At 62.5% G+C, this 20,061-nt stretch carries 21 protein-coding genes; 8 read left to right on the top strand and 13 right to left on the bottom strand.

All coding sequences use genetic code 11. From position 1 onward, the window contains the following. Positions 1-74: 74 nt before the first annotated feature. Positions 75-263, bottom strand: a complete 189-nt coding sequence (locus tag AC0L17_RS11510) for a hypothetical protein (RefSeq protein ID WP_077383673.1) — start codon at positions 261-263, stop codon at positions 75-77. A gap of 206 nt (positions 264-469) precedes the next feature. Here AC0L17_RS11510 and AC0L17_RS11505 point away from each other — a divergent pair, with 206 nt between their 5' ends. Beyond that, on the top strand, positions 470-1,369 hold the full coding sequence (locus AC0L17_RS11505) for a LysR substrate-binding domain-containing protein (RefSeq protein ID WP_023798923.1): 900 nt from the start codon (positions 470-472) through the stop codon (positions 1,367-1,369). A gap of 1 nt (position 1,370) precedes the next feature. Here the strand turns inward: AC0L17_RS11505 and AC0L17_RS11500 are convergent, their stop codons facing one another. The 8 genes from AC0L17_RS11500 to AC0L17_RS11465 form a co-directional block, all read right to left on the bottom strand. Continuing rightward, positions 1,371-2,354 (bottom strand): alpha/beta hydrolase, encoded by a 984-nt coding sequence (locus AC0L17_RS11500; protein ID WP_473491306.1) that lies wholly within the window; start codon positions 2,352-2,354, stop codon positions 1,371-1,373. A 248-nt stretch (positions 2,355-2,602) separates the two neighbouring features. After that, positions 2,603-2,788: a hypothetical protein gene (locus AC0L17_RS11495; protein ID WP_091594529.1), complete on the bottom strand. Its 186-nt coding sequence runs from the start codon at positions 2,786-2,788 to the stop codon at positions 2,603-2,605. A 190-nt stretch (positions 2,789-2,978) separates the two neighbouring features. Further along, positions 2,979-5,108 carry an ASKHA domain-containing protein gene (locus AC0L17_RS11490; RefSeq protein ID WP_473515974.1) on the bottom strand — a complete coding sequence of 710 codons (2,130 nt, stop codon included), beginning with the start codon at positions 5,106-5,108 and terminating at the stop codon, positions 2,979-2,981. Further along, complete coding sequence (locus AC0L17_RS11485; RefSeq protein ID WP_473515908.1) at positions 5,059-6,033, bottom strand: methyltetrahydrofolate cobalamin methyltransferase; 975 nt, start codon at positions 6,031-6,033, stop codon at positions 5,059-5,061. Before AC0L17_RS11485 ends, AC0L17_RS11490 begins: the two co-directional genes overlap by 50 nt. A gap of 78 nt (positions 6,034-6,111) precedes the next feature. Further along, positions 6,112-7,203, bottom strand: coding sequence for a methylenetetrahydrofolate reductase (locus AC0L17_RS11480; RefSeq protein ID WP_027154501.1), 1,092 nt, complete (start codon positions 7,201-7,203; stop codon positions 6,112-6,114). Next, entirely contained in the window at positions 7,200-7,799 is a 600-nt protein-coding gene (locus AC0L17_RS11475; protein ID WP_473515907.1) for a methylenetetrahydrofolate reductase C-terminal domain-containing protein, read from the bottom strand. Before AC0L17_RS11475 ends, AC0L17_RS11480 begins: the two co-directional genes overlap by 4 nt. After that, positions 7,792-8,094, bottom strand: a complete 303-nt coding sequence (locus AC0L17_RS11470) for a virulence factor (RefSeq protein WP_128173850.1) — start codon at positions 8,092-8,094, stop codon at positions 7,792-7,794. The genes AC0L17_RS11475 and AC0L17_RS11470 overlap by 8 nt, the downstream gene beginning before the upstream one ends. 245 nt (positions 8,095-8,339) lie before the next feature. After that, entirely contained in the window at positions 8,340-9,251 is a 912-nt protein-coding gene (locus AC0L17_RS11465; protein WP_473515973.1) for a fatty acid desaturase, read from the bottom strand. A gap of 196 nt (positions 9,252-9,447) precedes the next feature. Here AC0L17_RS11465 and AC0L17_RS11460 point away from each other — a divergent pair, with 196 nt between their 5' ends. Then, entirely contained in the window at positions 9,448-10,371 is a 924-nt protein-coding gene (locus AC0L17_RS11460; RefSeq protein WP_473515906.1) for an NAD-dependent epimerase/dehydratase family protein, read from the top strand. An 8-nt stretch (positions 10,372-10,379) separates the two neighbouring features. Here the strand turns inward: AC0L17_RS11460 and AC0L17_RS11455 are convergent, their stop codons facing one another. Next, entirely contained in the window at positions 10,380-11,009 is a 630-nt protein-coding gene (locus AC0L17_RS11455; protein WP_473515905.1) for a DUF1638 domain-containing protein, read from the bottom strand. A 64-nt stretch (positions 11,010-11,073) separates the two neighbouring features. Here AC0L17_RS11455 and AC0L17_RS11450 point away from each other — a divergent pair, with 64 nt between their 5' ends. Together AC0L17_RS11450 and AC0L17_RS11445 are read left to right on the top strand one after the other, a co-directional pair. After that, positions 11,074-11,214, top strand: coding sequence for an entericidin A/B family lipoprotein (locus AC0L17_RS11450; RefSeq protein ID WP_036263015.1), 141 nt, complete (start codon positions 11,074-11,076; stop codon positions 11,212-11,214). Positions 11,215-11,499: 285 nt separating this feature from the next. Further along, complete coding sequence (locus AC0L17_RS11445; protein ID WP_473515904.1) at positions 11,500-11,709, top strand: hypothetical protein; 210 nt, start codon at positions 11,500-11,502, stop codon at positions 11,707-11,709. A gap of 129 nt (positions 11,710-11,838) precedes the next feature. On the opposite strand, the gene AC0L17_RS11440 is transcribed toward AC0L17_RS11445, so the two are convergent. Next, positions 11,839-12,537, bottom strand: coding sequence for a corrinoid protein (locus AC0L17_RS11440; RefSeq protein WP_095494578.1), 699 nt, complete (start codon positions 12,535-12,537; stop codon positions 11,839-11,841). A 271-nt stretch (positions 12,538-12,808) separates the two neighbouring features. Here AC0L17_RS11440 and AC0L17_RS11435 point away from each other — a divergent pair, with 271 nt between their 5' ends. From AC0L17_RS11435 to AC0L17_RS11420, 4 genes are all read left to right on the top strand, one after another. Next, the gene (locus AC0L17_RS11435; RefSeq protein WP_128166887.1) at positions 12,809-14,383 is read left to right on the top strand and encodes a trimethylamine methyltransferase family protein; all 1,575 of its coding nucleotides are present in this window, start codon (positions 12,809-12,811) and stop codon (positions 14,381-14,383) included. 107 nt (positions 14,384-14,490) lie between these two features. After that, entirely contained in the window at positions 14,491-15,162 is a 672-nt protein-coding gene (locus AC0L17_RS11430) for a hypothetical protein (protein ID WP_473515903.1), read from the top strand. Between the two features lie 136 nt (positions 15,163-15,298). Further along, positions 15,299-15,859, top strand: a complete 561-nt coding sequence (locus tag AC0L17_RS11425) for an RNA polymerase sigma factor (RefSeq protein WP_287342793.1) — start codon at positions 15,299-15,301, stop codon at positions 15,857-15,859. A gap of 2 nt (positions 15,860-15,861) precedes the next feature. Continuing rightward, complete coding sequence (locus tag AC0L17_RS11420; protein ID WP_473515902.1) at positions 15,862-17,958, top strand: vWA domain-containing protein; 2,097 nt, start codon at positions 15,862-15,864, stop codon at positions 17,956-17,958. A gap of 111 nt (positions 17,959-18,069) precedes the next feature. On the opposite strand, the gene bmt is transcribed toward AC0L17_RS11420, so the two are convergent. Both bmt and AC0L17_RS11410 read right to left on the bottom strand, forming a co-directional pair. Then, a complete protein-coding gene (gene bmt / locus AC0L17_RS11415; RefSeq protein ID WP_473515901.1) occupies positions 18,070-19,086 on the bottom strand; it encodes a betaine--homocysteine S-methyltransferase in 1,017 nt (338 codons plus the stop codon). An 88-nt stretch (positions 19,087-19,174) separates the two neighbouring features. Beyond that, the gene (locus tag AC0L17_RS11410) at positions 19,175-20,017 is read right to left on the bottom strand and encodes a helix-turn-helix domain-containing protein (protein ID WP_473515900.1); all 843 of its coding nucleotides are present in this window, start codon (positions 20,015-20,017) and stop codon (positions 19,175-19,177) included. Positions 20,018-20,061: the final 44 nt, after the last annotated feature.

Raw genomic sequence — 20,061 nt, 5'->3', positions numbered from 1 at the left:
GGAAATGGCTGCAAATAAAAAGGCCTGCCGGACATGGTCTGTGCGGCAGGCCTTCAGCTTTTGATACACACGATCTATTTTGCTCCGCCAGCCCAGGATCCAACGCCGTGGCGAGTGCCGGTCTTGGTGTCGGCGGCTTCAGGCCAGCCGATATCCTTCTGCAGTTCGATCGGCAGAGAGCGGATGGCGCGTTCGGTCTGGTAGCGGGCGCGGGCCGCGCTGAATTCGGTCGCGATGCGGCCGATGGATGACAGGATGGACATTTTAATTCTCCTTAGGGTTGGGTCGGGTGCCGGTCGCTCGGCGGACCAAGCGCTACATCCGGTTTGTTTCAGCTTCATTTCGTGTCGATTGCAGATCAGTGTCATCGCCGTCTGCCTTCGATGGAGTTGACTATCCTCCCAAAGTGATGTTCAATCAAACGAAATGGAATGATAGTTTGCATCAGAAAAATTGAAGGTCGATCCCGATGAACGCCCCACTCAATCATCCGTTGCCGCTGCTCGATCTCGACGTCTTGCGCACCTTCGTGGCGATCGCCGAGACCGGCAGTTTCACCACCGCTGCCAGTGCTGTCTTCCGCACGCCGTCGGCCGTCTCCATGCAGATCAAAAAGCTGGAGGACATTCTCGGCCGCTCGGTGTTTGCGCGCGACGCGCGCTCGGTGACGCTGACCACGGATGGCGAGATGCTGCTCGGCTACGCCCGCCGGCTGTTGTCGATCAACCGCGAGGTGGTGTCGAAGTTCATCATCCCCGACATTGTCGGGGTGGTGCGGCTCGGCTCGCCCGACGATTATGGCGAGCGCGTGCTGCCGCACGTGCTGAAGCGTTTTGCACAGTCGCATCCTTCGATCGCCGTCGACGTGACCATCGACCAGAGCGTCAATCTGCGTCGGCGCATGGACGACCGGGCGCTCGACATCACGCTTCTCACCAATTCCTACAAGACCAGCGCGCTCGGCGCCGAAGTGCTGCTCACCGAACCGATCGTCTGGGCCGGCGCCAAGGGCGGCTGCGCGCATCTGCGCGAACCGCTGCCGGTGTCATTGTGGGAAGAGGGCTGCGCCTGGCGGGCAGGCGCCCTCGAGGCGCTTGGGCGTGAGGGCCGGAACTACCGCGTCGCCTATATGAGTGCGCACACCGCCGGCCAGCGCGCCGCAATCATGTCCGACCTCGCGGTGGCGCCGCTGCCAAAATCGTTCCTCGGCAGCGACATGGTCGAGCTTTGCCCGAAGGACGGCATGCCCGACATCGGCACCTACAATCTGGCCATGGTCGTGGCGCCGGACGCCAGCGCGCCAGTGAAAGCCGTTGCCGATCACATCCGCGCGACCTTCGAAGTGTTCAAAGAAACCGGAAAGTTTTGATTCAGGACTTCGACGGCGCAGACAGGTTGTGAGTGGAGACTTCACGACCTGTCCTTTGCAGTGCCAATTCGCCGGCATTGGCATGATAGCTTTCGCTGTCGCTGGCTAAAAACGTCACGATGCTGTCCCGCGCGCGCCGCGCTTCTGGCATGTCGATCAGCGGCCAGGCATGGAACATGCCTTGCTCGTGCACGACCTCTATCGCGACACCGGCGGCACGGGCCTTTTGCGCGAAGATCAGATTGTCGGGGGTCAGCATGTCGCGCGAACCGGTCAGAAGCAGCGTTTTCGGCAACACCGAGAGGTCGCCGTAAAGCGGACTGATGCGCCAGTCGCTGGGATCTATGCCGGCACTGTAGAGCCGGACTGCCTCCAGCCCGCCAGGAATTCCCAGCCACGGATCGTAGCGTTCCGCCTCGAACACTTCGGGGTTGGCGAGCGACAGATCGAGCCCGGGCGAAATCAGCACATGGCGAGACGGCAATGGCAGGGCTTCCTCCGCGGCCATCATGGTCAGCACCACGGCCATGTTGCCGCCGGCGGAATCGCCAATGAAGACGATGTCCTGCGCTTCCGTTTCGTCGAGCATCTGACGGTAGACCTCGCCGACCATGCCGAACATGGCGTGGAAATCGTGTTCGGGAGCAATGGGGTAGATCGGCACGGTGATGCCGAAGCCCAGCCGGTCGGCCATATCGGCGATCAGTCCCCAGTGATAGGACGTGATTTGAAAGACATAGGCGCCGCCATGCAGGTAGAGGATCCGCTTTCGCTCGCCGGTCTTCGGCGCGATTTCGTACACGGGAAAGCCGTCCACGCTGCGCGTCGCGATCTCGAAACGCTGATGCAGCGATGCGGGCGGCTGATGGTTCTCCGTCTTGCGGGCGTAAGCGATCCAGCGCTGCAGGTTTTCCGGGCTGGAAAAGGCTTTCTTGCGGCTATACCTGAGCACGAAGGAAACGACGTGGCTTTTGATACTGGGCATGCGGACACACGGACTTCGGCTGAGCCGACTAAGAGAACCCCTCGCAATCGAAGATCGTGCCTTCGCCCAGAATGTCAAGATTTGCGCGGTCTCAACACGGCCCTGTGATCTGGCTGGCAATCAAGGCCAGCGCAGCATCGCTCAGCGCCTGGGCAGCAGTACGGCGCGCAGCCGACGGTCGCTTGCTGCCGGAGCCGTATGACGGTTCCGGCGCTTGGCCAGCAGCTTGCATTTGTCGGCGAAGGTCATCAGCGCGCCGAACCCAGATGTCGGGCCGAGAAGGTGACCTGCGGGTCGTTGCGCGGCGACACGGGCCAGCCGATATCCTTCTGAATTTCGGGCGGCAGGCTGTTCATGGCCCGGACCGACCTGTTCCTGTTGTGCGCATGCTTGATGGCCGTACCAAAGCGGCCGAGGCTTTCGAACATCGACATCTTCATCTCCCTTGGAGTGCTGCGGCGGCTGAAAGTTATTTCCTGCCTGCCGTTCGATGCCGGTTAAATGCGCCGCGTGTGTATCGGGTGGATTTCGCTGATAACAGCGCCTTGTTTCTGTTTGGGCTGATCCGGAAACATATGCATGCAAATGAGAATGAGGGTGAGTGCAGCTTTTAGCAGCGGGATGCTACCCCCGGCCGCGCCGGGCGGCGTGGCCTTCGCGCGAACGACGCCGTGGGGCGGCATCGCCGGCAATGCCGTCCTCGCTCACGGTCTTGCGCGGTGGCAGCTTCACCGCCGCCGATAGTTTCGGGAACGGGTCGATCTTGTTCGGCAGCGCCATGGCATAGACGAAATGCTCCTGGAATCTCGGCTCCAGCGCGGTCTCGATCTTCTCGATCCGGCTCACTGTTTCCTCGATCTCGCGGCGATAGCCGCGATTGAGCAGCGCCATGCGCGCACCGGCACCGGCGGCGTTTCCGACGGCCGAGACCTTGTCGAGATCGCAGTCGGGAATCAGTCCCAGCACCATGGCGTATTTCGGATCGATAAAGGAGCCGAAGGCACCGGCGAAGTGGATGCGGTCGACATGATCGGTGTGCTGCTTTTCCATCAACAGCTTGGTGCCGGCGTAGAGGGCCGCCTTGGCGAGTTGGATGGCGCGTACGTCGGTCTGGGTGATGGTGATCCTCGGCTCGCCTTCCTTCAGCACGTAGGAGAAGGTGCGGCCATTGGCGGTGACGCGCGGCGAGCGGGCGCAGAGCCCACCGTCGACGACGCCGTCCTCGGAGATGATGCCGGCCAGGTACATCTCGGCGACCACCTCGATGATGCCGGAGCCGCAGATGCCGGTGACGCCGGTTGCCTGGACGCTGTCGAGGAAGCCGGGCTCGTCGGACCACAGTTCCGAGCCGATGACGCGGTATTTCGGCTCCAGCGTGTCGGGATCGATGCGGACGCGCTCGATGGCGCCGGGCGCAGCGCGCTGGCCGCCGGAGATTTCCGCGCCCTCGAAGGCCGGACCGGTGGGCGAGGAGGCCGCCACGACCCGCTGGCGATTGCCGAGCACGATCTCGGCATTGGTGCCGACATCGACGATCAGCATCATCTCGTCCTGGCGGTGCGGGCCTTCCGACAGCGTCACCGCAGCCGCGTCGGCGCCGACATGGCCGGCGATGCAAGGCAGCATGTAGAGCCTGGCGCCCTGGTTGAGCTTCAGGCCGATATCCGACGCCTTGATGTGCACGGCGCCCGAGACAGCCAGCGCGAAGGGCGCGCCGCCGAGTTCGGTCGGGTCAATGCCGAGGAACAGATGGTGCATGATCGGATTGCCGACGAAGACGCAATCCAGGATGTCGTTGCGCTGGACGTTGCCTTCCGCGCAAACCTTGTCGACGAGACCCGAGATCGCCTCGCGCACCGCGACCGTCATGCCTTCGCGGCCGTCCGGGTTCATCATCACATAGGAAACGCGGCTCATCAGATCCTCGCCGAAGCGGATCTGCGGGTTCGACGTGCCTGACGAGGCGGCGACGCGGCCCGACAGCAGCGACACCAGATGCATGGCGATGGTGGTCGAGCCGATATCGCAGGCAAGCCCGTAGGCCTCGTTCTTGAGGCCGGGCCACAACGAGATGACCCGCGCGGTCTCGCTTTCGGCATCCTTGTGGATGGCGGCGGTCGCGGTCCAGTTGCCTTTGCGCAGGATGCCTTGCACCTGCGGCAGCAGATGGAAATCGAAATCGAGGCTGTTGAGCCCCCAGTCCTTCATCAGCGCGATCTTCAGGCGATCGAGATCGCCTGAAGGATTGTGCATGTCGGGCTCTTCGATCTCGACATAGCACATGTGGATTGCCGAATCGCGGGCAATGACCCTGGTGTCGGCATCCTTGCGAATAGTCTGTGCGTTGATGACCGTATCCTGCGGTACGTCGACGACGAGATCGCCGAGGATCTGCGCCGAGCAGGACAGGCGGCGCCGTTCGGGAAGGCCGCGCACGCGTTCGTAGCGTTCCTCCTTGGCGCCCTTGGGCGAGATGTGGTCGTTGGAAGAGACGATCTTGTGCTTGGCGAAATTGCCTTCCTGCACCTCGACCTGGCAGCGCCCGCAGGTGGCGCGTCCACCGCACACGCTCTCGACATAGACGCCGAGCTGGCGTGCGGCATCGAGCACCGGCGTGCCGACCGGAAACCGCCCGCGCTTGCCGGACGGCATGAACAGCACGAGTGGATCGGTGATGTTGGCAGGAGAGTTCACGATTGCGCGCTTATCCTCGGGCCATACGGGCTTCACGACCCCCGCGCCGGCGACCGCCATTGCCATTGCCTTCGCCCGGCGCATTGACTTGCGTGGGCGCCGCGATCGCCTGGCCGCCTTCGGCCGGCTTGTAGTCCTTGTAGGTCCTGATCCAGTTGGTGCAGTTCTCGTCGGTGCCGTTCAGCACATTGGCGCCGCGCACCGCTTCCATCTCTTGCGGACGCACCGGGTTCATGATCGCCGAGGTCATGCCAGCGCCGATCACCATCGGGATGAAGGCAGCATTGATGCCGTGGCGGTGCGGCAGGCCGAACGAGATGTTTGACAGGCCGCAGGTGGTGTTGACCTTGAGCTCTTCACGCAGCCGGCGCAGCAGGGCAAAGACCTGGCGGCCGGCGTCGCCGAGCGCGCCGATCGGCATGACCAGCGGGTCGACGACCACGTCATGCGCCGGAATGCCGAAATCGGCGCAGCGCTCGACGATCTTCTTGGCGACGGCGAAGCGCACATCCGGATCCATCGAAATGCCTGTCTCGTCGTTGGAGATGGCAACCACCGGGACATTGTATTTCTTGACCAGCGGCAGGATGGCTTCGAGCTTTTCTTCCTCGCCGGTGACGGAGTTGACCAGCGGACGGCCCTTGGCGACCCTGAGCGCCGCCTCGATCGCCGCCGTCACCGAACTGTCGATCGACAGCGGTAGGTCGACCAACCCCTGCACGATTTCCAGCGTCTGCACCAGCAGGCCGGGTTCTGTCTCGTTCGGGTTGACCGAGGTGACGCCGGCATTGACGTCGAGCATGGTCGCGCCGCAGGCGGCCTGTTCCAGCGTGTCCCTGATGACGGTATCGAAATTGCCTGCGATCATCTCGGCCGCGAGCTTCTTGCGCCCGGTCGGATTGATGCGCTCACCGATCACGCAGAAGGGCTGGTCGAAGCCGATGATGATTTCTCGTGTCGCCGAGGCGACGATCGTCCGGGTCATGCAATCTCTCCCTCGTGATATAAAGACTTCTTTATATCGTTTCTGTTTTCGATCAAGCGAATGGTGGCGTCCGCGCCATCAATGCGCGGTCTTGACCATGTCGACCTGCGTTTCGGTGATCTCGTCGTGCAAAATGTGGTCGAGCCGGTCGGCGACGAGCTGATCGTCGCGGCGGATTTCGCGTTTCCAGGGCTGGCGCCCCTTCAGCACGCCCGATTCATCGACGATCTCGGCGACATATTCCTCCTGGCGATAGGCCATCACATGGACGCCGCAGACGCCGGGAATTTCTTTCACCTCGTTGATGATATCGATGCAGAGCTGCTTGCCTTCCTTCTTTTGGTCCTGGGCGCCTTCCAGCCGCTTGACGATCGAATCGGGGATATGAATGCCCGGCACGTTTGAGCGGATCCATTTGGCGGTCTTGGCCGAGGCCAGCGGTCCGACGCCGCACAGGATGAAGCATTTTTCTGTAAAACCGAGATCGCGGACCTGCTGCATGTAGGTGCGGAACATCGGCACGTCGAAGCAGTACTGGCTCTGCACGAATTGCGCGCCGGCGGCGATTTTCTTGCCCAGCCGGTAGGGGCGGAAATCGATCGGCGGCGCGAAAGGGTTGATCGCCGCGCCGAGGAAAAGCTGCGGCGGCGTCGTCAGCTTGCGGCCGGACAGGAACTTGCCGTTGTCGCGCATGATGCGGCAGGTTTCCAGCAGTGACATGCAGTCGAGATCGAATACCGGCTTGGCGCCTGGCTGGTCGCCGGCCTGCACGCCGTCGCCGGTCAGGCACAGCATGTTGGCGACGCCCATCGCCGCCCCGCCCAGCACGTCGCCCTGGATGGCGATGCGGTTCCTGTCGCGGCAGGCGATCTGCATGATCGGGGCATAACCCATGCGGGTCAGCAGCGCACAGATGCCGACCGACGACATGTGGCAGTTGGCGCCCGAGGCGTCGACGGCGTTGATGGCGTCGACCCAGCCGTCGAAGATTTTGGCGCGGTTGTAGACGTCTTCCGGATCGGCGCTGTCCGGCGGGTTGAGCTCGGTGGTCACCGCGAATTCGCCGCGCCTCAGGACGCGCTCCAGCCGGCCGCGCGAGGTGTGGCCGGGCAGGGGGTCGAGCGGCAGATGGATGCCGGCCGGGTTCTCGTCGGGCTGGCGGCCGATCATGCCGGTGCCCCAGGTTTTGGAACGTTGCGCGCGGCTTCGCGGGCGGCGGCGGCCTGTGCGGTCACCCGCAGCCATGCCGAGGTCTCGCGCAGCGACTGGTCGACCGGCTTCTGCACGTCGAGGATCTTGTCGCCATGCACCATATTGCGTGAACCTTCCCAGGCCTTGACCCAGACGCACGGCATATCAGGCTCGACCTCGCAATTGCCGTTGGCGCGCACACCGCCGCAAGGGCCGTTGCGCAATTGCTTGGGGCAATTCATCGGGCACGACATGCCGGTAGAAGAAAGGACGCACTGGCCGCACATGCGGCAGTCGAACATAAAACCCTTGACGCGTTTTTCGACGAATTTGATCGGACCTTCGACGCGGCCGTAACCGATGCGCTTCCACAGCGGATGGAGGAGCAAAAACATGTCGGAGAACCTGGCGTAGAACCATTCGAGCAGTCGCGAGTGGCGGACGGACCACAGCCTGACCGCGAAGGAGCGCTGCACGCGCCGCTGCGGCGACACGTCGGCCGGCTTGTAGTCGGATTTCGGCGCTGCCTTCTTGACCAGAGTGGCCTGGGTAATCGCCCGGGTCGTTTCAGACATCTTCTTTTCCGCCCGCCTTGACCAGAGCGACCAGCCGCTCGCGGTCGTATTTCGCGTCGATGTCCTGAAAGGCTTTTTCCGCCTCGCCTTCAAGATCGTCGCTGACCGGCATGGGGTCGGCCTTGCGCCATTCGGCAAGGTAGTCGTCGGTGCCGCCGGCGCCGGTGCGCATCGCGCACATGTCGATCGCCTCGGTAAAGCGCAGCGGCAGTTCGCGCTTGGCGTTCTGCCGGCCCTTCTTGACGATGACCTGGGCGGGGATGTCGCGCCAGTAGACGACGATCAGATCGGCCATGAATTTCCTACTCCTCGCGCATGACCCCGAAAATCGGCATCGTTTGGAAAGGATCATGCGCCGACTTAAAGTGCTACAGCGTCTATTGCGCGTCCAATGGGACGCGCGGCGCTGTAGTGAGTGCGAGCATTGCCGGAAGCGCTGTCGGGCTGCTTGTTATGGGACGACGCGCGCGCATTCAAAAGCGACGCAATTGGCAGCCGCAACGGAAACGCGAAAATATTCGATGCTTGGCCTGGTTTTGATCAGCCGGCGCGACGATCGAAGCTGCCGACAAGCTTCCTGTGGAAGCGGACATAGCCTCGCTCGGTCGTGCGCAGATGTTCGGCGACAATTTGGTGGAAACGCGGCAGGCGGTGAAAGGGAACGGCCGGATAAGAATGGTGCTCGGAGTGGTAAGGCATGTTCCACGCCACGAAGCGGACCAGCCTTGTGGTAAAGGTGGTGCGGGTGTTTTCGAGCATGTTGGCGACATACGGGCAGAGCGCGTGCTCGGCCAACAGATAGGCCCGCAAAAACGGCTGACCGACGAGCACCGGAACAATCCAGACCCACAACAGCAGCGCCGACTGCACGGCCAGGGAGGCCGCCAGCAGCACCGCATAGGCGATCAGAAACCAACGCGTTTGCGAAATCACCTTGTCGCGGCCCTTGTCCGGCACGAAGCCGTCACGGTTGCGGCCGGCGGCGTTGACGACGATCACGCGCGCCATGCCGCTCCAATAGGGGATCCCGGAGAGATAGCGCACATACTGGCCGATGGTCTCCGGTTTCGGAGCCATCAGTTCGGGGTCATTGTCCGGATCGTGCGTGTGACGGTGGTGCGCGAAATGGAAATAACGGAACCATGCCGGCGGCAGCAGGATCAGGAAGCCGGTGACAGTGGCGATGGCGCGATTGAGCCACGGCGTTCTGAAGGCGGTTTCGTGGATCGTCTCGTGCAACAGCGTGAAGAAAAAGACGACCAGGATTCCCTGCGGCAGCACGAGAACCGGCCAGAACGGAATACGGGCGGCAATCAGCGCACCCAGCACCACAACCAGCCCGCCGTGAACGGCCAGCCGGACAATGCCAGGCCTGTCCAGTTTGGCGGTGAGGTCGCGACGATCCTCGACCGAAAGGCCGGCGATGATGGTGCGGTGATCGATTTCGCTCATAAGTGCCAAGCTTATCGCCAGGGCGCTGTCCGGTAAATCGGCGCTCGTTGCCAGACGCCGGTTTTTGCGCCGGTCATCGGTGCGTTCCCGGTCGGCTGGAACAGCCTGTTTTCTCGTTTGGCATACAACTTACCCGTTCGCGGCGGCCTGTCATCCGTGCTTAACAGCGATCGGCTAAAAAATCGTGGGTTTGCCGATGCGGATCTTGCTTACGGGATCGTCAGGCTGGCTGGGCAGCGCGCTCGCGCCGCGCCTGCGGGCGCTTGGCCATGCCGTCATCGGGTTGGATCCGGTCCCGTCGCCGCAAACGCAGGTGATCGGCTCGGTCGCCGACCGTGATCTGGTGATGCGGATGGTCAGGGAAGACCGCATCGAGGCGATCATCCACAGCGGCGCGCTGCACAAGCCTGACATCGAACACCAACGTAATGAGGATTTCATCGAGACGAATGTGCGCGGCACCCTGAACCTGCTCGACGCGGCGGTGTTATCAGGCGTTCAGCGCTTCGTCTTCACGTCGACGACCTCGCTGATGATCTCGAAAGCGATACGCGCCGGCTTGATCGGCGGTGCGCGCAAGGCCGCCTGGCTGACGGAAGACATGGCGCCCGAGCCGCGCAACATCTACGGCGTAACCAAGCTTTCGGCCGAACATCTTTGCCGCCTCTATCACATCCAGTCCGGACTGCCGGTGATCGTGCTGCGCACCGCCCGGTTCTTTCCCGAGGCAGACGACATGGCGCATGCGATCGAGCAGTCGGACGCCAACACCAAGGCCAATGAGCTGTTGTTCCGCCGACTGACCGTGGAAGATGCCGCCGAGGCCCATGTCGCGGCGCTGGAGAAGGCGCCGCGACTGGGCTTCGATATCTTCATCGTCTCGGCGCCAACGCCGTTCCGGCCTGATGATTGCGAGGCATTGATCGCCGACGCGCCGCCCGTCGTGGCGCGTTATTTTCCGGAGTTTCCGGCGCTCTATGCGCGAAAGGGCTGGACGATGTTTTCCTCGATCGACCGTGTCTACGACGCCTCACGGGCGCGGGACAGGCTGGGCTTCGTCTGCAAAACGAGCTTTGCCGCTGTGCTTGCCGGGCTTGCAGCGGAAGAAGGGGCGGCCTGATCGAACGGTCAGCCGTGTCCGGCGGCGCTGGCCAGCTCCGTCGTCAGATCGCCGTAGCCGGTCGAGCGGCGCTCATAGGCGAGGCCGAGCATTTTCGCGGCCTTCTCGGCGACCTTGTCGAGTTCCGGATCGTCGGTCTGGGCGATATAGACCAGCTTCTGGTAATTGCCGAAATAGTCCTTGATGAGCTCCGGATGCCGATCGAGGCCGAGCGGCTTCATGAAGAAGGCGTCGAACTGCCGGCACAGGAAATCGGTCATGTAGAACGACATCATGTCGCCGTCGGCGATTTTCGCATAGGCTTCCATGCCCTGGTAGAAGGCAAAGCAATGCGGACCGGCCATGCGCTCGACCCCATGCTTCTCGCAGACGCGGTCGAGCAGGCCGCCTGTGCCGCAATCGGCATAGCCGACGAAAATATTGGTGTAGCCGTCCGCCTTGGCCTTCTCGATTGCCTTGTCCATGGCCGGCGCGATGCGGTCCGGGTAGAAATGGAACTCCGCCGGCAGGCAGGTCAGGTCGAGATGGTCGAGCCCCAGCTGCTCCTTAACGGCCAGAACTTCGCGCGCAATCATCCCGCAGGCGATGACAAGCAGCCTGTCACCTTGATCGGGTTGTAGTTTTCGCGCAATGCTCATGGAACCAGTCTAACCGATTTTCGTTGCTGTCCCACGAATCTATCTGTTGAGGGAGATACCATTCATGAAACCGCTACGCATTGCGCCGATCGCCATCCTCGCTTGCGCCCTGGCTCTTTCGGCCTGCGCCAACACCGTCCGCGGCGTCGGCAGGGATGTCAAATCGACAGCCAACGCGGTCGAGGATACGGTCCAAAATCCCTGATCCCGCGGATATCAACAAGGCGCATCGCTATCGAGAAAGTTCAAGCGATGCGCGTTAAGTCATTGTAACATCTGGGAACAACAAAGTCGCGTTGCAAGGCTTGGCTCGGTTTATGGTCCATGCCGAATTCGCCGAAGTGAGGTCGAAGCGGCCGTGGTGTCCGCCTATTGCAATTGTTTCGTCAGGTGGGGGTTCGCTGGGGCAGGCACAAAAAGTTGACTTTTCCAATGCGGGACATGCCGGTAGTCTTTCCCTGTACCTCAACAACGAAGCTAGGAGCATAGAATGAAGACCGCTCTCTTGGTTATCGCCGCTCTGGGCCTTTCGGTATCCGGCGCCGCAGCGGAATGTGTCGGCCACAACAAAACGACGGCTTCCGTAGATCAGCAAACCAAAGCTGCAAGCGTAGATCAGCAAACCAAAGTCGCAAGCGTCGCGAATACAACCGCCGACACGCCGATCCTGAAAAAGGAAGAGGCGAAAGAGTCTGAATAAGCACTTCAAGCCGTTACGCGGGTCGCTGTTGCTTGTTGAAGTCTTGACATGCCGGCGCTACGCGGCGCCTCGTCTGCAAGAGCATAAGTACGGGCTCCGTACTTATGCTCTTGTGTTCTCCTCGTCAGCTCAGGCCGAAGCGCGGACGTTGTGCTTGCGCTTCATAAAATCCTTGGCGGTTTCGACTGCCACGGCCGCGTCGCGGCAATAGGCGTCGGCGCCGACGGCTTTGCCGAATTCCTCGTTGAGCGGGGCACCGCCGACCAGCACGACGTAGTCGTCGCGGATGCCCTTTTCCTTCATCGTGTCGATGACGACCTTCATGTAGGGCATGGTCGTCGTCAGCAGCGCCGACATGCCGATGATGTCAGGCTGGTGCTGTTCGATGGCGTCGAGATATTTTTCCACCGCATTGTTGATGCCGAGGTCGATGACGTCGAAGCCGGCGCCTTCCATCATCATGCCGACAAGGTTCTTGCCGATGTCGTGGATGTCGCCCTTGACGGTGCCGATCACCATCTTGCCCTGCTTCGGCGCGCCGGTGGCGACAAGCAGCGGACGCAGGATGAACATGCCGGCCTTCATCGCGTTGGCCGACAACAGCACTTCCGGCACGAACAGGATGCCGTCGCGAAAATCCTCGCCGACGATGCGCATGCCTTCGACTAGTGCCTCGGTCAGCACCTTGTAAGGCGCCCAGCCGCGCTCGAGAAGGATGTTGGTGCCTTCCTCGATCTCTTCCTTCAGCCCGTCATAAAGGTCGTCGTGCATCTGCTGCACGAGTTCGTCGTCGGAAAGCTCGGAAAGGATGATCTCGTCGTCGGCCATTTTTAATCCAGCTCCTTGCCGCACAGATGCAATTGCGGGGCCTCAAATATCACGTCAATACCTAACCCGCTACAGGCTTGCGTCCATAGCTGATTTGCGACTTCCCGCAAAAGGAAAGCGACTGCAAATCTATTGGAATTCTTGTCGATTTTGCGACAGGCGTTGGCGCTGGCGGGCCGTTTCGAATAGGGTGCATGACTACGATCCGGCCAGAAGCCGCGATATGCGGCAATAATAATTGTGCCAGAACAAAAGTCAGGGAAGAACGATCATGAGTGAGAACGCGCCGGTCGACCAGGAAGCGTCAAACGCGCGGCGCGGACGCGCCGCCAGCGGTGGTGCCGCTGCCCGGCGGGCGGCGCGCTCGGGTAGCGGCCCCGGCACCCAGCTCACCTACATCAAGCGCAAGATCAACGTCTATGAGGTGCTGGACGAGGAAGGGCTGGCGCTGATCGAGAAGAACACCGACACGGTGCTCGAGGAGATCGGCATCATCTTTCGCGACGACGCCGAGGCGCTGCAGCTGTGGAAAGAGGCCGGCGCCGACGTCAAGGGCGAGCGCGTGCACTTCCCGAAGGGGCTCTGCCGCTCACTTTTGAAAACCGCGCCGTCCGTCTATACCCAGCACGCCCGCAATGCCGAACGTTCGGTGCAGATCGGCGGCAACGCCACGGTCTTCGCACCGGTCTACGGCCCGCCCTTCGTGCGCGACCTCGACGGCGTCAGGCGCTATGCGACGATCGAGGATTTCCGGAATTTCGTGAAGCTCGCCTATATGGCGCCGTCGATCCACCATTCGGGCGGCACGGTGTGCGAGCCGGTCGACGTGCCGGTCAACAAGCGCCATCTCGACATGATCTACAGCCACATCAAATATTCGGACAAGCCGTTCATGGGCTCGGTCACCGCGCCGGAGCGCGCCGAAGATACGGTTGCGATGGCCAAGATCGTGTTCGGCGACGATTTCGTCGAGAACAACACGGTGCTGACCAGCCTGATCAACGCCAACTCGCCGATGGTGTTCGACGAGACCATGCTGGGGGCGCTGAAAGTCTATTCGCGCCACAACCAGGCCTGTATCGTCACGCCGTTCATCCTCGCCGGCGCAATGAGCCCGGTGACGGTCGCTGGCACGCTGACCCAGGTCCTGGCCGAAGTGCTGGCTGGCGCGTCGTTCACGCAGCTGATCCGGCCGGGCGCACCGGTGCTGTTCGGCACCTTCGCCTCGTCGATCTCGATGCAGTCTGGCGCGCCGACCTTCGGCACGCCGGAGCCGTCACTGGTTTCCTATGGCGCGGCGCAGCTCGCGCGCCGGCTTGGCCTGCCGTTCCGCACCGGCGGTTCGCTCTGCGCCTCCAAAATCCCGGACGCGCAGGCGGCCTATGAGAGCGCCAACACGCTGAACTCGACGATCCTCGCCGGCACCAATTTCGTGCTGCACTCGGCCGGCTGGCTCGAGGGCGGGCTCGCTTCCTGCTACGAAAAATTCATGATGGACATCGACCAGCTCGGCATGACCCAGAAGTTCTCCGAAGGCGTCGATCTGTCGGAGAACGGCCAGGCGATGGATGCCATCCGCCAGGTCGGCCCGGGCAGCCACTATCTCGGCTGTGACCACACCCAGGCCAATTTCCAGACCGCCTTCTACCGTTCCAGCATCGCCGACAACAATTCCTACGAGCAGTGGCTGGCCGAAGGCGAAAAGTCGGCACCGCAGCGCGCCAACGAACTCGCCCGCCGCTGGCTGGAAAGCTACGAGGCGCCGCATCTCGATCAGGGCATCGACGATGGGCTGAAGGACTTCATCGCCAGCAAGAAGGCGTCGATGGCCGACGCCTTCACTTGAAAGGAGCCCGAGTCAGGCGGGGCTAAAGTCGCCAACATCATCCACAAGGAAGTCTGGCGGAGCGCCTTCTCCGAGCCGGACAGGAAGGGATGATCCTTGAGCGCAGCATGGTCGAAGATATAGCGGCGGCGCTTTCCGCCCACGGCCTCATCCTGCGCGGTGGCTTCAATTTTGCAGGCGGTGAGGAAACACCCTCCGGTCTCTCCGGCGCTGCCGCCAGATCCGTCCTGCTGGTGGGGCAGGCGGGCGCCGCGCCGTGGCCGCATTTTCTGCGCTGGCGGGAAGGCCAATCGCAAACAGTTGCCGATCCGCTCGATGCATGGTCGCGCGAAGTGATCGGCGCAGTGGCGAAGACATTCGGCGCGCGCGCCGTGTCGCCGTCCGACAGACCGTATCTGCCGTTCCAGCAATGGGCGATGCAGGCGGAGGGTCTGAAACCGTCGCCGCTCGGCATCCTCATACATCCGCAATACGGGCTCTGGCACGCCTATCGCGGCGCGCTGCTGTTCGAGGACGAGATTGCGTTTGGGGTAACTCGCGAAGTGGTTCACCTTTGCGATGCATGTGTCGACAAACCTTGCCTGAAATCCTGTCCGGTCGACGCTTATTCTGCGGATGGTTTCGCGCATGGAACATGTCTGGCGCATGTGCGTGGGCACAACGGCGCGGCTTGCCGAACCGGCGGTTGTCTCGACCGCAACGCCTGCCCCTACGGCGCGGCCTATCGCTATCCGCCACAGGTTCAAGCCTTCCACATGGTCGCGTTCGCGGGCCTGTAGCGTCGCCGAATGCCGCACGAAACTTGAACACCGCATTGCGACCCCGATAGCCCGCTGGTGGTCATCTGACCGCCCTGCAAAAAATCCTTCCATCATCCCAAGGAATCGCCATTAGCCTTCGTCCAACAGGCAAATGATGGCGATGATGCTGGATGAAAGCGAAGCCTCCGACGCCGAGCTGATCGGTCGTGCGAAGGGCGGTGACAGGGGGGCTTTCGGCAAATTGCTCGAAAGGCACTATGACTTCGTCTATCGCGCCGCCTATCGCTGGTGCGGGAAAAAGGCCGATGCCGAGGATATCGCCCAGGAAGTCTGCGTCCGGCTCGGCCGGGCGATCCGCGACTATCATGGCAGCGGCGCCTTCACCACCTGGCTCTACACCATGACGCTGAATGCGGCACGCGACATGATGCGCAAGAGCGTCCGCGAGGCGATCAAGACCGAAGCCTACGGGGCTTACGAGCTGATCTCGGGAGAGGCCCCGGCCGAGCCCGAAGATCCAGCCGAGGCGCTTTGGGCGGCGGTGCGGATGCTGCCGGACAAGCAGCGCGATGCAGTGCTGCTCGTCTATGGCGAAGGGCTGAGCCACGCACTCGCTTCCGAGGCGATGGGCATCTCGGAGACGACGGTTTCCTGGCACATCCATGAAGCGAAGAAACGGTTGAAGGCGCTCATGCTTTCAGCCGGGGAAGTGTGATCATGGTCGACGACAACCAACTCAACAGGCTGCGCGACATCGCAGCACCGGCACCCGGCAACGACGCGAAGGGGCGTGCCTTAGGGGCGGCCATGCGTGCCTACGACATGGGCGAAAAAACTTCACCTGCCGCCCAAGGATCGGCGAAAGGGGTTCGTCTCACAGAGCGAGCACAAAAGCTCTGGAGCGAAATCATGCAAAAGAAACTCTTCGCCACGCCGGCCATTGCCGGGCTCGTCGCCCTGCCGATCGCCGGATACGCCACCATCTATATGCTGCAGGAGCAGCCGTTCTATTCCGGTGGGGACGAGAAGATCACCGAAACGCTGGCCGATAAACCAGCGGCTACGAAGAAAGCCGATGCCGACGCCGAAAACCGCGTCGCAGCCGAGGCGCTTGTCGCGCCGGCATCGCCGCCGAAGCCACAATCGGCTGCCGGCGGCTTGGCGCAGCAGGACGCTCTGGCCCGCAATGTGGCGCCCAAGCCGGCACCTGCGCCGAAAGGTGAGTTCGCACAGGATGGTGGAGCTGCGCCGTCTGGCAGAGTGATGATGTCTATATCTCCTCCGAAAGCCGACGGAGCCACGCGGGCTGGCCGCATGCCAGGCGCCGAATCCAAGCTGATGGTACAGCCGCAGGCCATGCCGGCCGACCAGATGCTGCCGGAGCAAAACGGCGACCGCGTCGGGGATTTCAAGAGCAATCCGGTGCGTGCCGCGCTCGAAGACCCGGTGTCGACCTTCTCGATCGATGTCGACACGGCCTCCTATTCCTTCGTGCGGCGCTCGCTCAGGGAAGGTGCTTTGCCGCAGGCCGACACGGTCCGCGTCGAGGAGATGATCAACTACTTCCCCTATCACTGGAAAGGTCCGGACGTTGCCTCGACGCCGTTCAACTCGACCGTCAGCGTCATGCCGACGCCGTGGAACGAGCACACCAGGCTGATGCATGTCGCCATCAAGGGTTTCGACGCCAAGCCGGCCGAGCAGCCCAAGGCCAACCTGGTCTTCCTGATCGACGTGTCGGGCTCGATGAACGAGCAGGACAAGCTGCCGCTCCTGCAGTCCGCGTTCCGGCTTCTGGTCAACAAATTGAAGCCCGACGACACCGTCTCGATCGTCACCTATGCGGGCGATGCCGGCACTGTACTGGAGCCGACGAAGGTTTCGGAGAAGGACAAGATCCTCGATGCCATCGACACGTTGGCGCCCGGCGGCAGCACGGCCGGCGAGGCGGGTATCAGGCAAGCTTATCGGCTGGCGCAGAAATCCTTCGTCAACGACGGCATCAATCGCGTGATGCTGGCCACGGACGGCGACTTCAATGTCGGCCAGACCGACGACGACGATCTGAAGCGGTTGATCGAAAAGGAGCGCAAGACCGGGGTGTTCCTGTCGGTGTTCGGTTTCGGCCGCGGCAACCTGAACGATCAGATGATGCAGGCCATCGCCCAGAACGGCAACGGCACCGCCGCCTATATCGACACTTTGGCCGAGGCGGAGAAGGTGCTGGTCGAGGATGCGTCCTCGACGCTGTTCACCATCGCCAAGGACGTGAAGATCCAGGTCGAGTTCAACCCGCAAAAAGTCTCGGAATACCGGCTGATCGGCTACGAGACCCGCGCCTTGAATCGCGAGGATTTCAACAACGATCGCATCGACGCCGGCGAGATCGGTTCGGGGCATTCGGTTACCGCGATCTACGAGATCACGCCGAAGGACAGCGGCGGCGAGAAGATCGATCCGCTGCGCTACGGCCAGGCGTCCGTGAGCAATGGCGGCGTCGCCAATGCCGACGAATATGCCTTCGTCAAGATCCGCTACAAGCTGCCGAACGAGGATGCCTCGAAGCTGATCACCACGCCGGTGACATCGGCCAACGAAGTTGCTGATTTCGACCGGGCCAGCACCGACCAGCGCTTCTCCGTTGCCGTCGCAGCTTTTGGCCAGAAGCTGCGCGACGAGGATGCGACCGCGAAGTTCGGCTACGACAAGATCATCGAGATTGCCACTGCCGCCCGGGGAGCCGACCCGTTCGGGTACCGGTCCGAGTTCCTCTCGCTGGTGCGCCTTGCCTCGGCGCTCGGCGGTAACCGGTAATGGCTGTGACGGCCGGTTTTCCTCAGATGGGATCGTTCTGATACGGAAAACCGACCGATGGGCGGTGAGGCAGGCCGGCAGGGAAAACCTTGCCGGCCTTTTTCAATTGCCTCAGGCGCGGCTGCGCCGGCGCTCGCGGCGGGCTTCGCTGGTCTCGACGGTGTTGACCGTCGCCTGCTTGTTGCGCATCGGGCCGATGCGCTCGACGATTTTTTCGACGGTCGGGCGATCCGACCTTGTGTGCGCATCGAGTGCCTTGCGCATGGCGGCGAGGTGGGCGAACGAGGTGCCGCAGCAGCCACCGACGATCTTTGCGCCGGCATCGACGGCCAGCCTGACATAGTCGGCCATCAGCTCGGGCGTGCCGGAATAGTGGATCTCGGCGCCGCGAAATTCCGGAATGCCGCAATTGCCCTTGACGATCACCGTCGCCTCCGGCTTCGCCTCGGTCATGTCGAGCAGTGATGCGAGGATGTCGGAGGCGCCGACGCCGCAATTGGCGCCGACACCGAGCGGCGCCTGCGACAAGCCATCGGCGACGCCGTGGATGTCCTGCGGCAACAGCCCCATCATGGTGCGGCCGGCGGTGTCGAAGGAGCCGGTGTAGGTATAGGGAAGGCCGACGCGGATCGCGGCTTCGGCTGCGGCGCGGATTTCGTCCGGCGCCGACATGGTCTCGATCCAGGCGACTTCGGCGCCGCCGGCCTTCAGGCCCTCGATCTGCTCGGCAAACGCCTCGACCGCCTCGTCATAGGTCATGGCGCCGAGCGGCACCAGCAACTCGCCGGTCGGGCCGACCGAGCCGGCGACGATGACCTTGCGGCCGGCTTTATCGGCGACGGCGCGGGCGATCTCGGCGGCGCGCTGGTTCAGCGCATGCACGCGGTCTTGCGCATGGTGCAGCTTCAGCCGGTGGCGGGTGCCGCCGAAGGAGTTGGTCAGGATGATGTCGGCGCCGGCCTCGACGAAGTTCTGGTGCAGACTGGTGATGATGTCCGGCGCCGTTTCGTTCAGCAACTCTGGAGCCTCGCCGGCCTCCAGCCCCATGGCGAACAGATTGGTGCCGGTGGCGCCATCGGCGAGCAGAACGCCCTTTTCGGCAAGCAAAGCGTCAATTGGATTGGTCATTGGAAATTACGCCTTCCGGGATTCTTTGTCGAGAAAGGATATAAAGAAATCTTTATATGGCGTCAATGTTGGTGCAGGACGCAAGCCGTCAAAATCGCATTTCCGCCAGCCTTTGCGTGAAGCTGGCTGCTTCGTGCGCATTGATATCGGCGGCGCGGATCAGATTGTCGAAATGGCTGGTCAGCGTGCGGACCGGCTGGGTCGCGTTCAGCACCAGATACATGTCGCCGACGTAGATGGCGGCGCGATAGGGCCCGAAGATGGTGTAGGGGATCGAATACCGCATCCGCCCGTCATAGAGAAACAGGCGGAAGGTGGGATAAAGGTCGTCGAGCAGCGTCGCCATGTGCAGAAGCTGCTGGTGGCGGGCGGCCTCAGGGAAACGGTCCCAGACGCCCAGGCCGCGCGCAAAGATCTCCAGCGTGTGGCGCGGCATGCAGACTTCCATGTCGGTTTCCGGCCGCCGGTTGTAGTCGATGCGGTACTGCGTCTCGCCGGCCTGGGCCTCACGGCTCTTGTTGGTGATACCGGCCTCGTAATCGACGAGCGCTTCGGTGCGCAGAAGATCGGGAATGCCGGCCGGCACGTAACGGATTTTCGTGCCGGCGGCCTCGGCATGCCACTTGGCGAGCAGCGTGCGGTCGAAGCCGTCAGGCGCTTCCTCGATCTCCAGGCTCTCGCGGATTTCACCGGTGAGGCCTTCGTCCTGGCTGAGGCCGAGCAGCCAGTCGAGCGACACTTTGAACTCGGCGGCGATGTTGAGCAGCGTTTCGGCGCGGGGAAGGCGTGTCGAGGCGCCGGACAGCAGCTGCGAAAGCGCCGAGCGGTCGATGCCTACCGCAGTCGCGAAAGCGGACTGGTTCAGATCCGACCGTGTCAGGAGCATTTTCAGGCGCTCCCGAAACACCGTCGACAGGTCGCGTTTGTCCATATCGTCATTCCAGCCATTGGGAGAAAAAAAATTCGCCGCACTCG

The sequence above is a fragment of the Mesorhizobium sp. WSM4829 genome (genome assembly GCF_055811475.1).
This window is presented reverse-complemented; position numbering and strand designations above follow the sequence as displayed.

Bases quoted from the DNA above. Each gene is read 5' to 3' on its own strand.
- AC0L17_RS11510 (WP_077383673.1), bottom strand. From the start codon at position 263: ATGTCCATCCTGTCATCCATCGGCCGCATCGCGACCGAATTCAGCGCG.
- AC0L17_RS11505 (WP_023798923.1), top strand. From the start codon at position 470: ATGAACGCCCCACTCAATCATCCGTTGCCGCTGCTCGATCTCGACGTC.
- AC0L17_RS11500 (WP_473491306.1), bottom strand. From the start codon at position 2,354: ATGCCCAGTATCAAAAGCCACGTCGTTTCCTTCGTGCTCAGGTATAGC.
- AC0L17_RS11495 (WP_091594529.1), bottom strand. From the start codon at position 2,788: ATGTCGATGTTCGAAAGCCTCGGCCGCTTTGGTACGGCCATCAAGCAT.
- AC0L17_RS11490 (WP_473515974.1), bottom strand. From the start codon at position 5,108: ATGGCGGTCGCCGGCGCGGGGGTCGTGAAGCCCGTATGGCCCGAGGAT.
- AC0L17_RS11485 (WP_473515908.1), bottom strand. From the start codon at position 6,033: ATGACCCGGACGATCGTCGCCTCGGCGACACGAGAAATCATCATCGGC.
- AC0L17_RS11480 (WP_027154501.1), bottom strand. From the start codon at position 7,203: ATGATCGGCCGCCAGCCCGACGAGAACCCGGCCGGCATCCATCTGCCG.
- AC0L17_RS11475 (WP_473515907.1), bottom strand. From the start codon at position 7,799: ATGTCTGAAACGACCCGGGCGATTACCCAGGCCACTCTGGTCAAGAAG.
- AC0L17_RS11470 (WP_128173850.1), bottom strand. From the start codon at position 8,094: ATGGCCGATCTGATCGTCGTCTACTGGCGCGACATCCCCGCCCAGGTC.
- AC0L17_RS11465 (WP_473515973.1), bottom strand. From the start codon at position 9,251: ATGAGCGAAATCGATCACCGCACCATCATCGCCGGCCTTTCGGTCGAG.
- AC0L17_RS11460 (WP_473515906.1), top strand. From the start codon at position 9,448: ATGCGGATCTTGCTTACGGGATCGTCAGGCTGGCTGGGCAGCGCGCTC.
- AC0L17_RS11455 (WP_473515905.1), bottom strand. From the start codon at position 11,009: ATGAGCATTGCGCGAAAACTACAACCCGATCAAGGTGACAGGCTGCTT.
- AC0L17_RS11450 (WP_036263015.1), top strand. From the start codon at position 11,074: ATGAAACCGCTACGCATTGCGCCGATCGCCATCCTCGCTTGCGCCCTG.
- AC0L17_RS11445 (WP_473515904.1), top strand. From the start codon at position 11,500: ATGAAGACCGCTCTCTTGGTTATCGCCGCTCTGGGCCTTTCGGTATCC.
- AC0L17_RS11440 (WP_095494578.1), bottom strand. From the start codon at position 12,537: ATGGCCGACGACGAGATCATCCTTTCCGAGCTTTCCGACGACGAACTC.
- AC0L17_RS11435 (WP_128166887.1), top strand. From the start codon at position 12,809: ATGAGTGAGAACGCGCCGGTCGACCAGGAAGCGTCAAACGCGCGGCGC.
- AC0L17_RS11430 (WP_473515903.1), top strand. From the start codon at position 14,491: ATGGTCGAAGATATAGCGGCGGCGCTTTCCGCCCACGGCCTCATCCTG.
- AC0L17_RS11425 (WP_287342793.1), top strand. From the start codon at position 15,299: ATGGCGATGATGCTGGATGAAAGCGAAGCCTCCGACGCCGAGCTGATC.
- AC0L17_RS11420 (WP_473515902.1), top strand. From the start codon at position 15,862: ATGGTCGACGACAACCAACTCAACAGGCTGCGCGACATCGCAGCACCG.
- bmt (WP_473515901.1), bottom strand. From the start codon at position 19,086: ATGACCAATCCAATTGACGCTTTGCTTGCCGAAAAGGGCGTTCTGCTC.
- AC0L17_RS11410 (WP_473515900.1), bottom strand. From the start codon at position 20,017: ATGGACAAACGCGACCTGTCGACGGTGTTTCGGGAGCGCCTGAAAATG.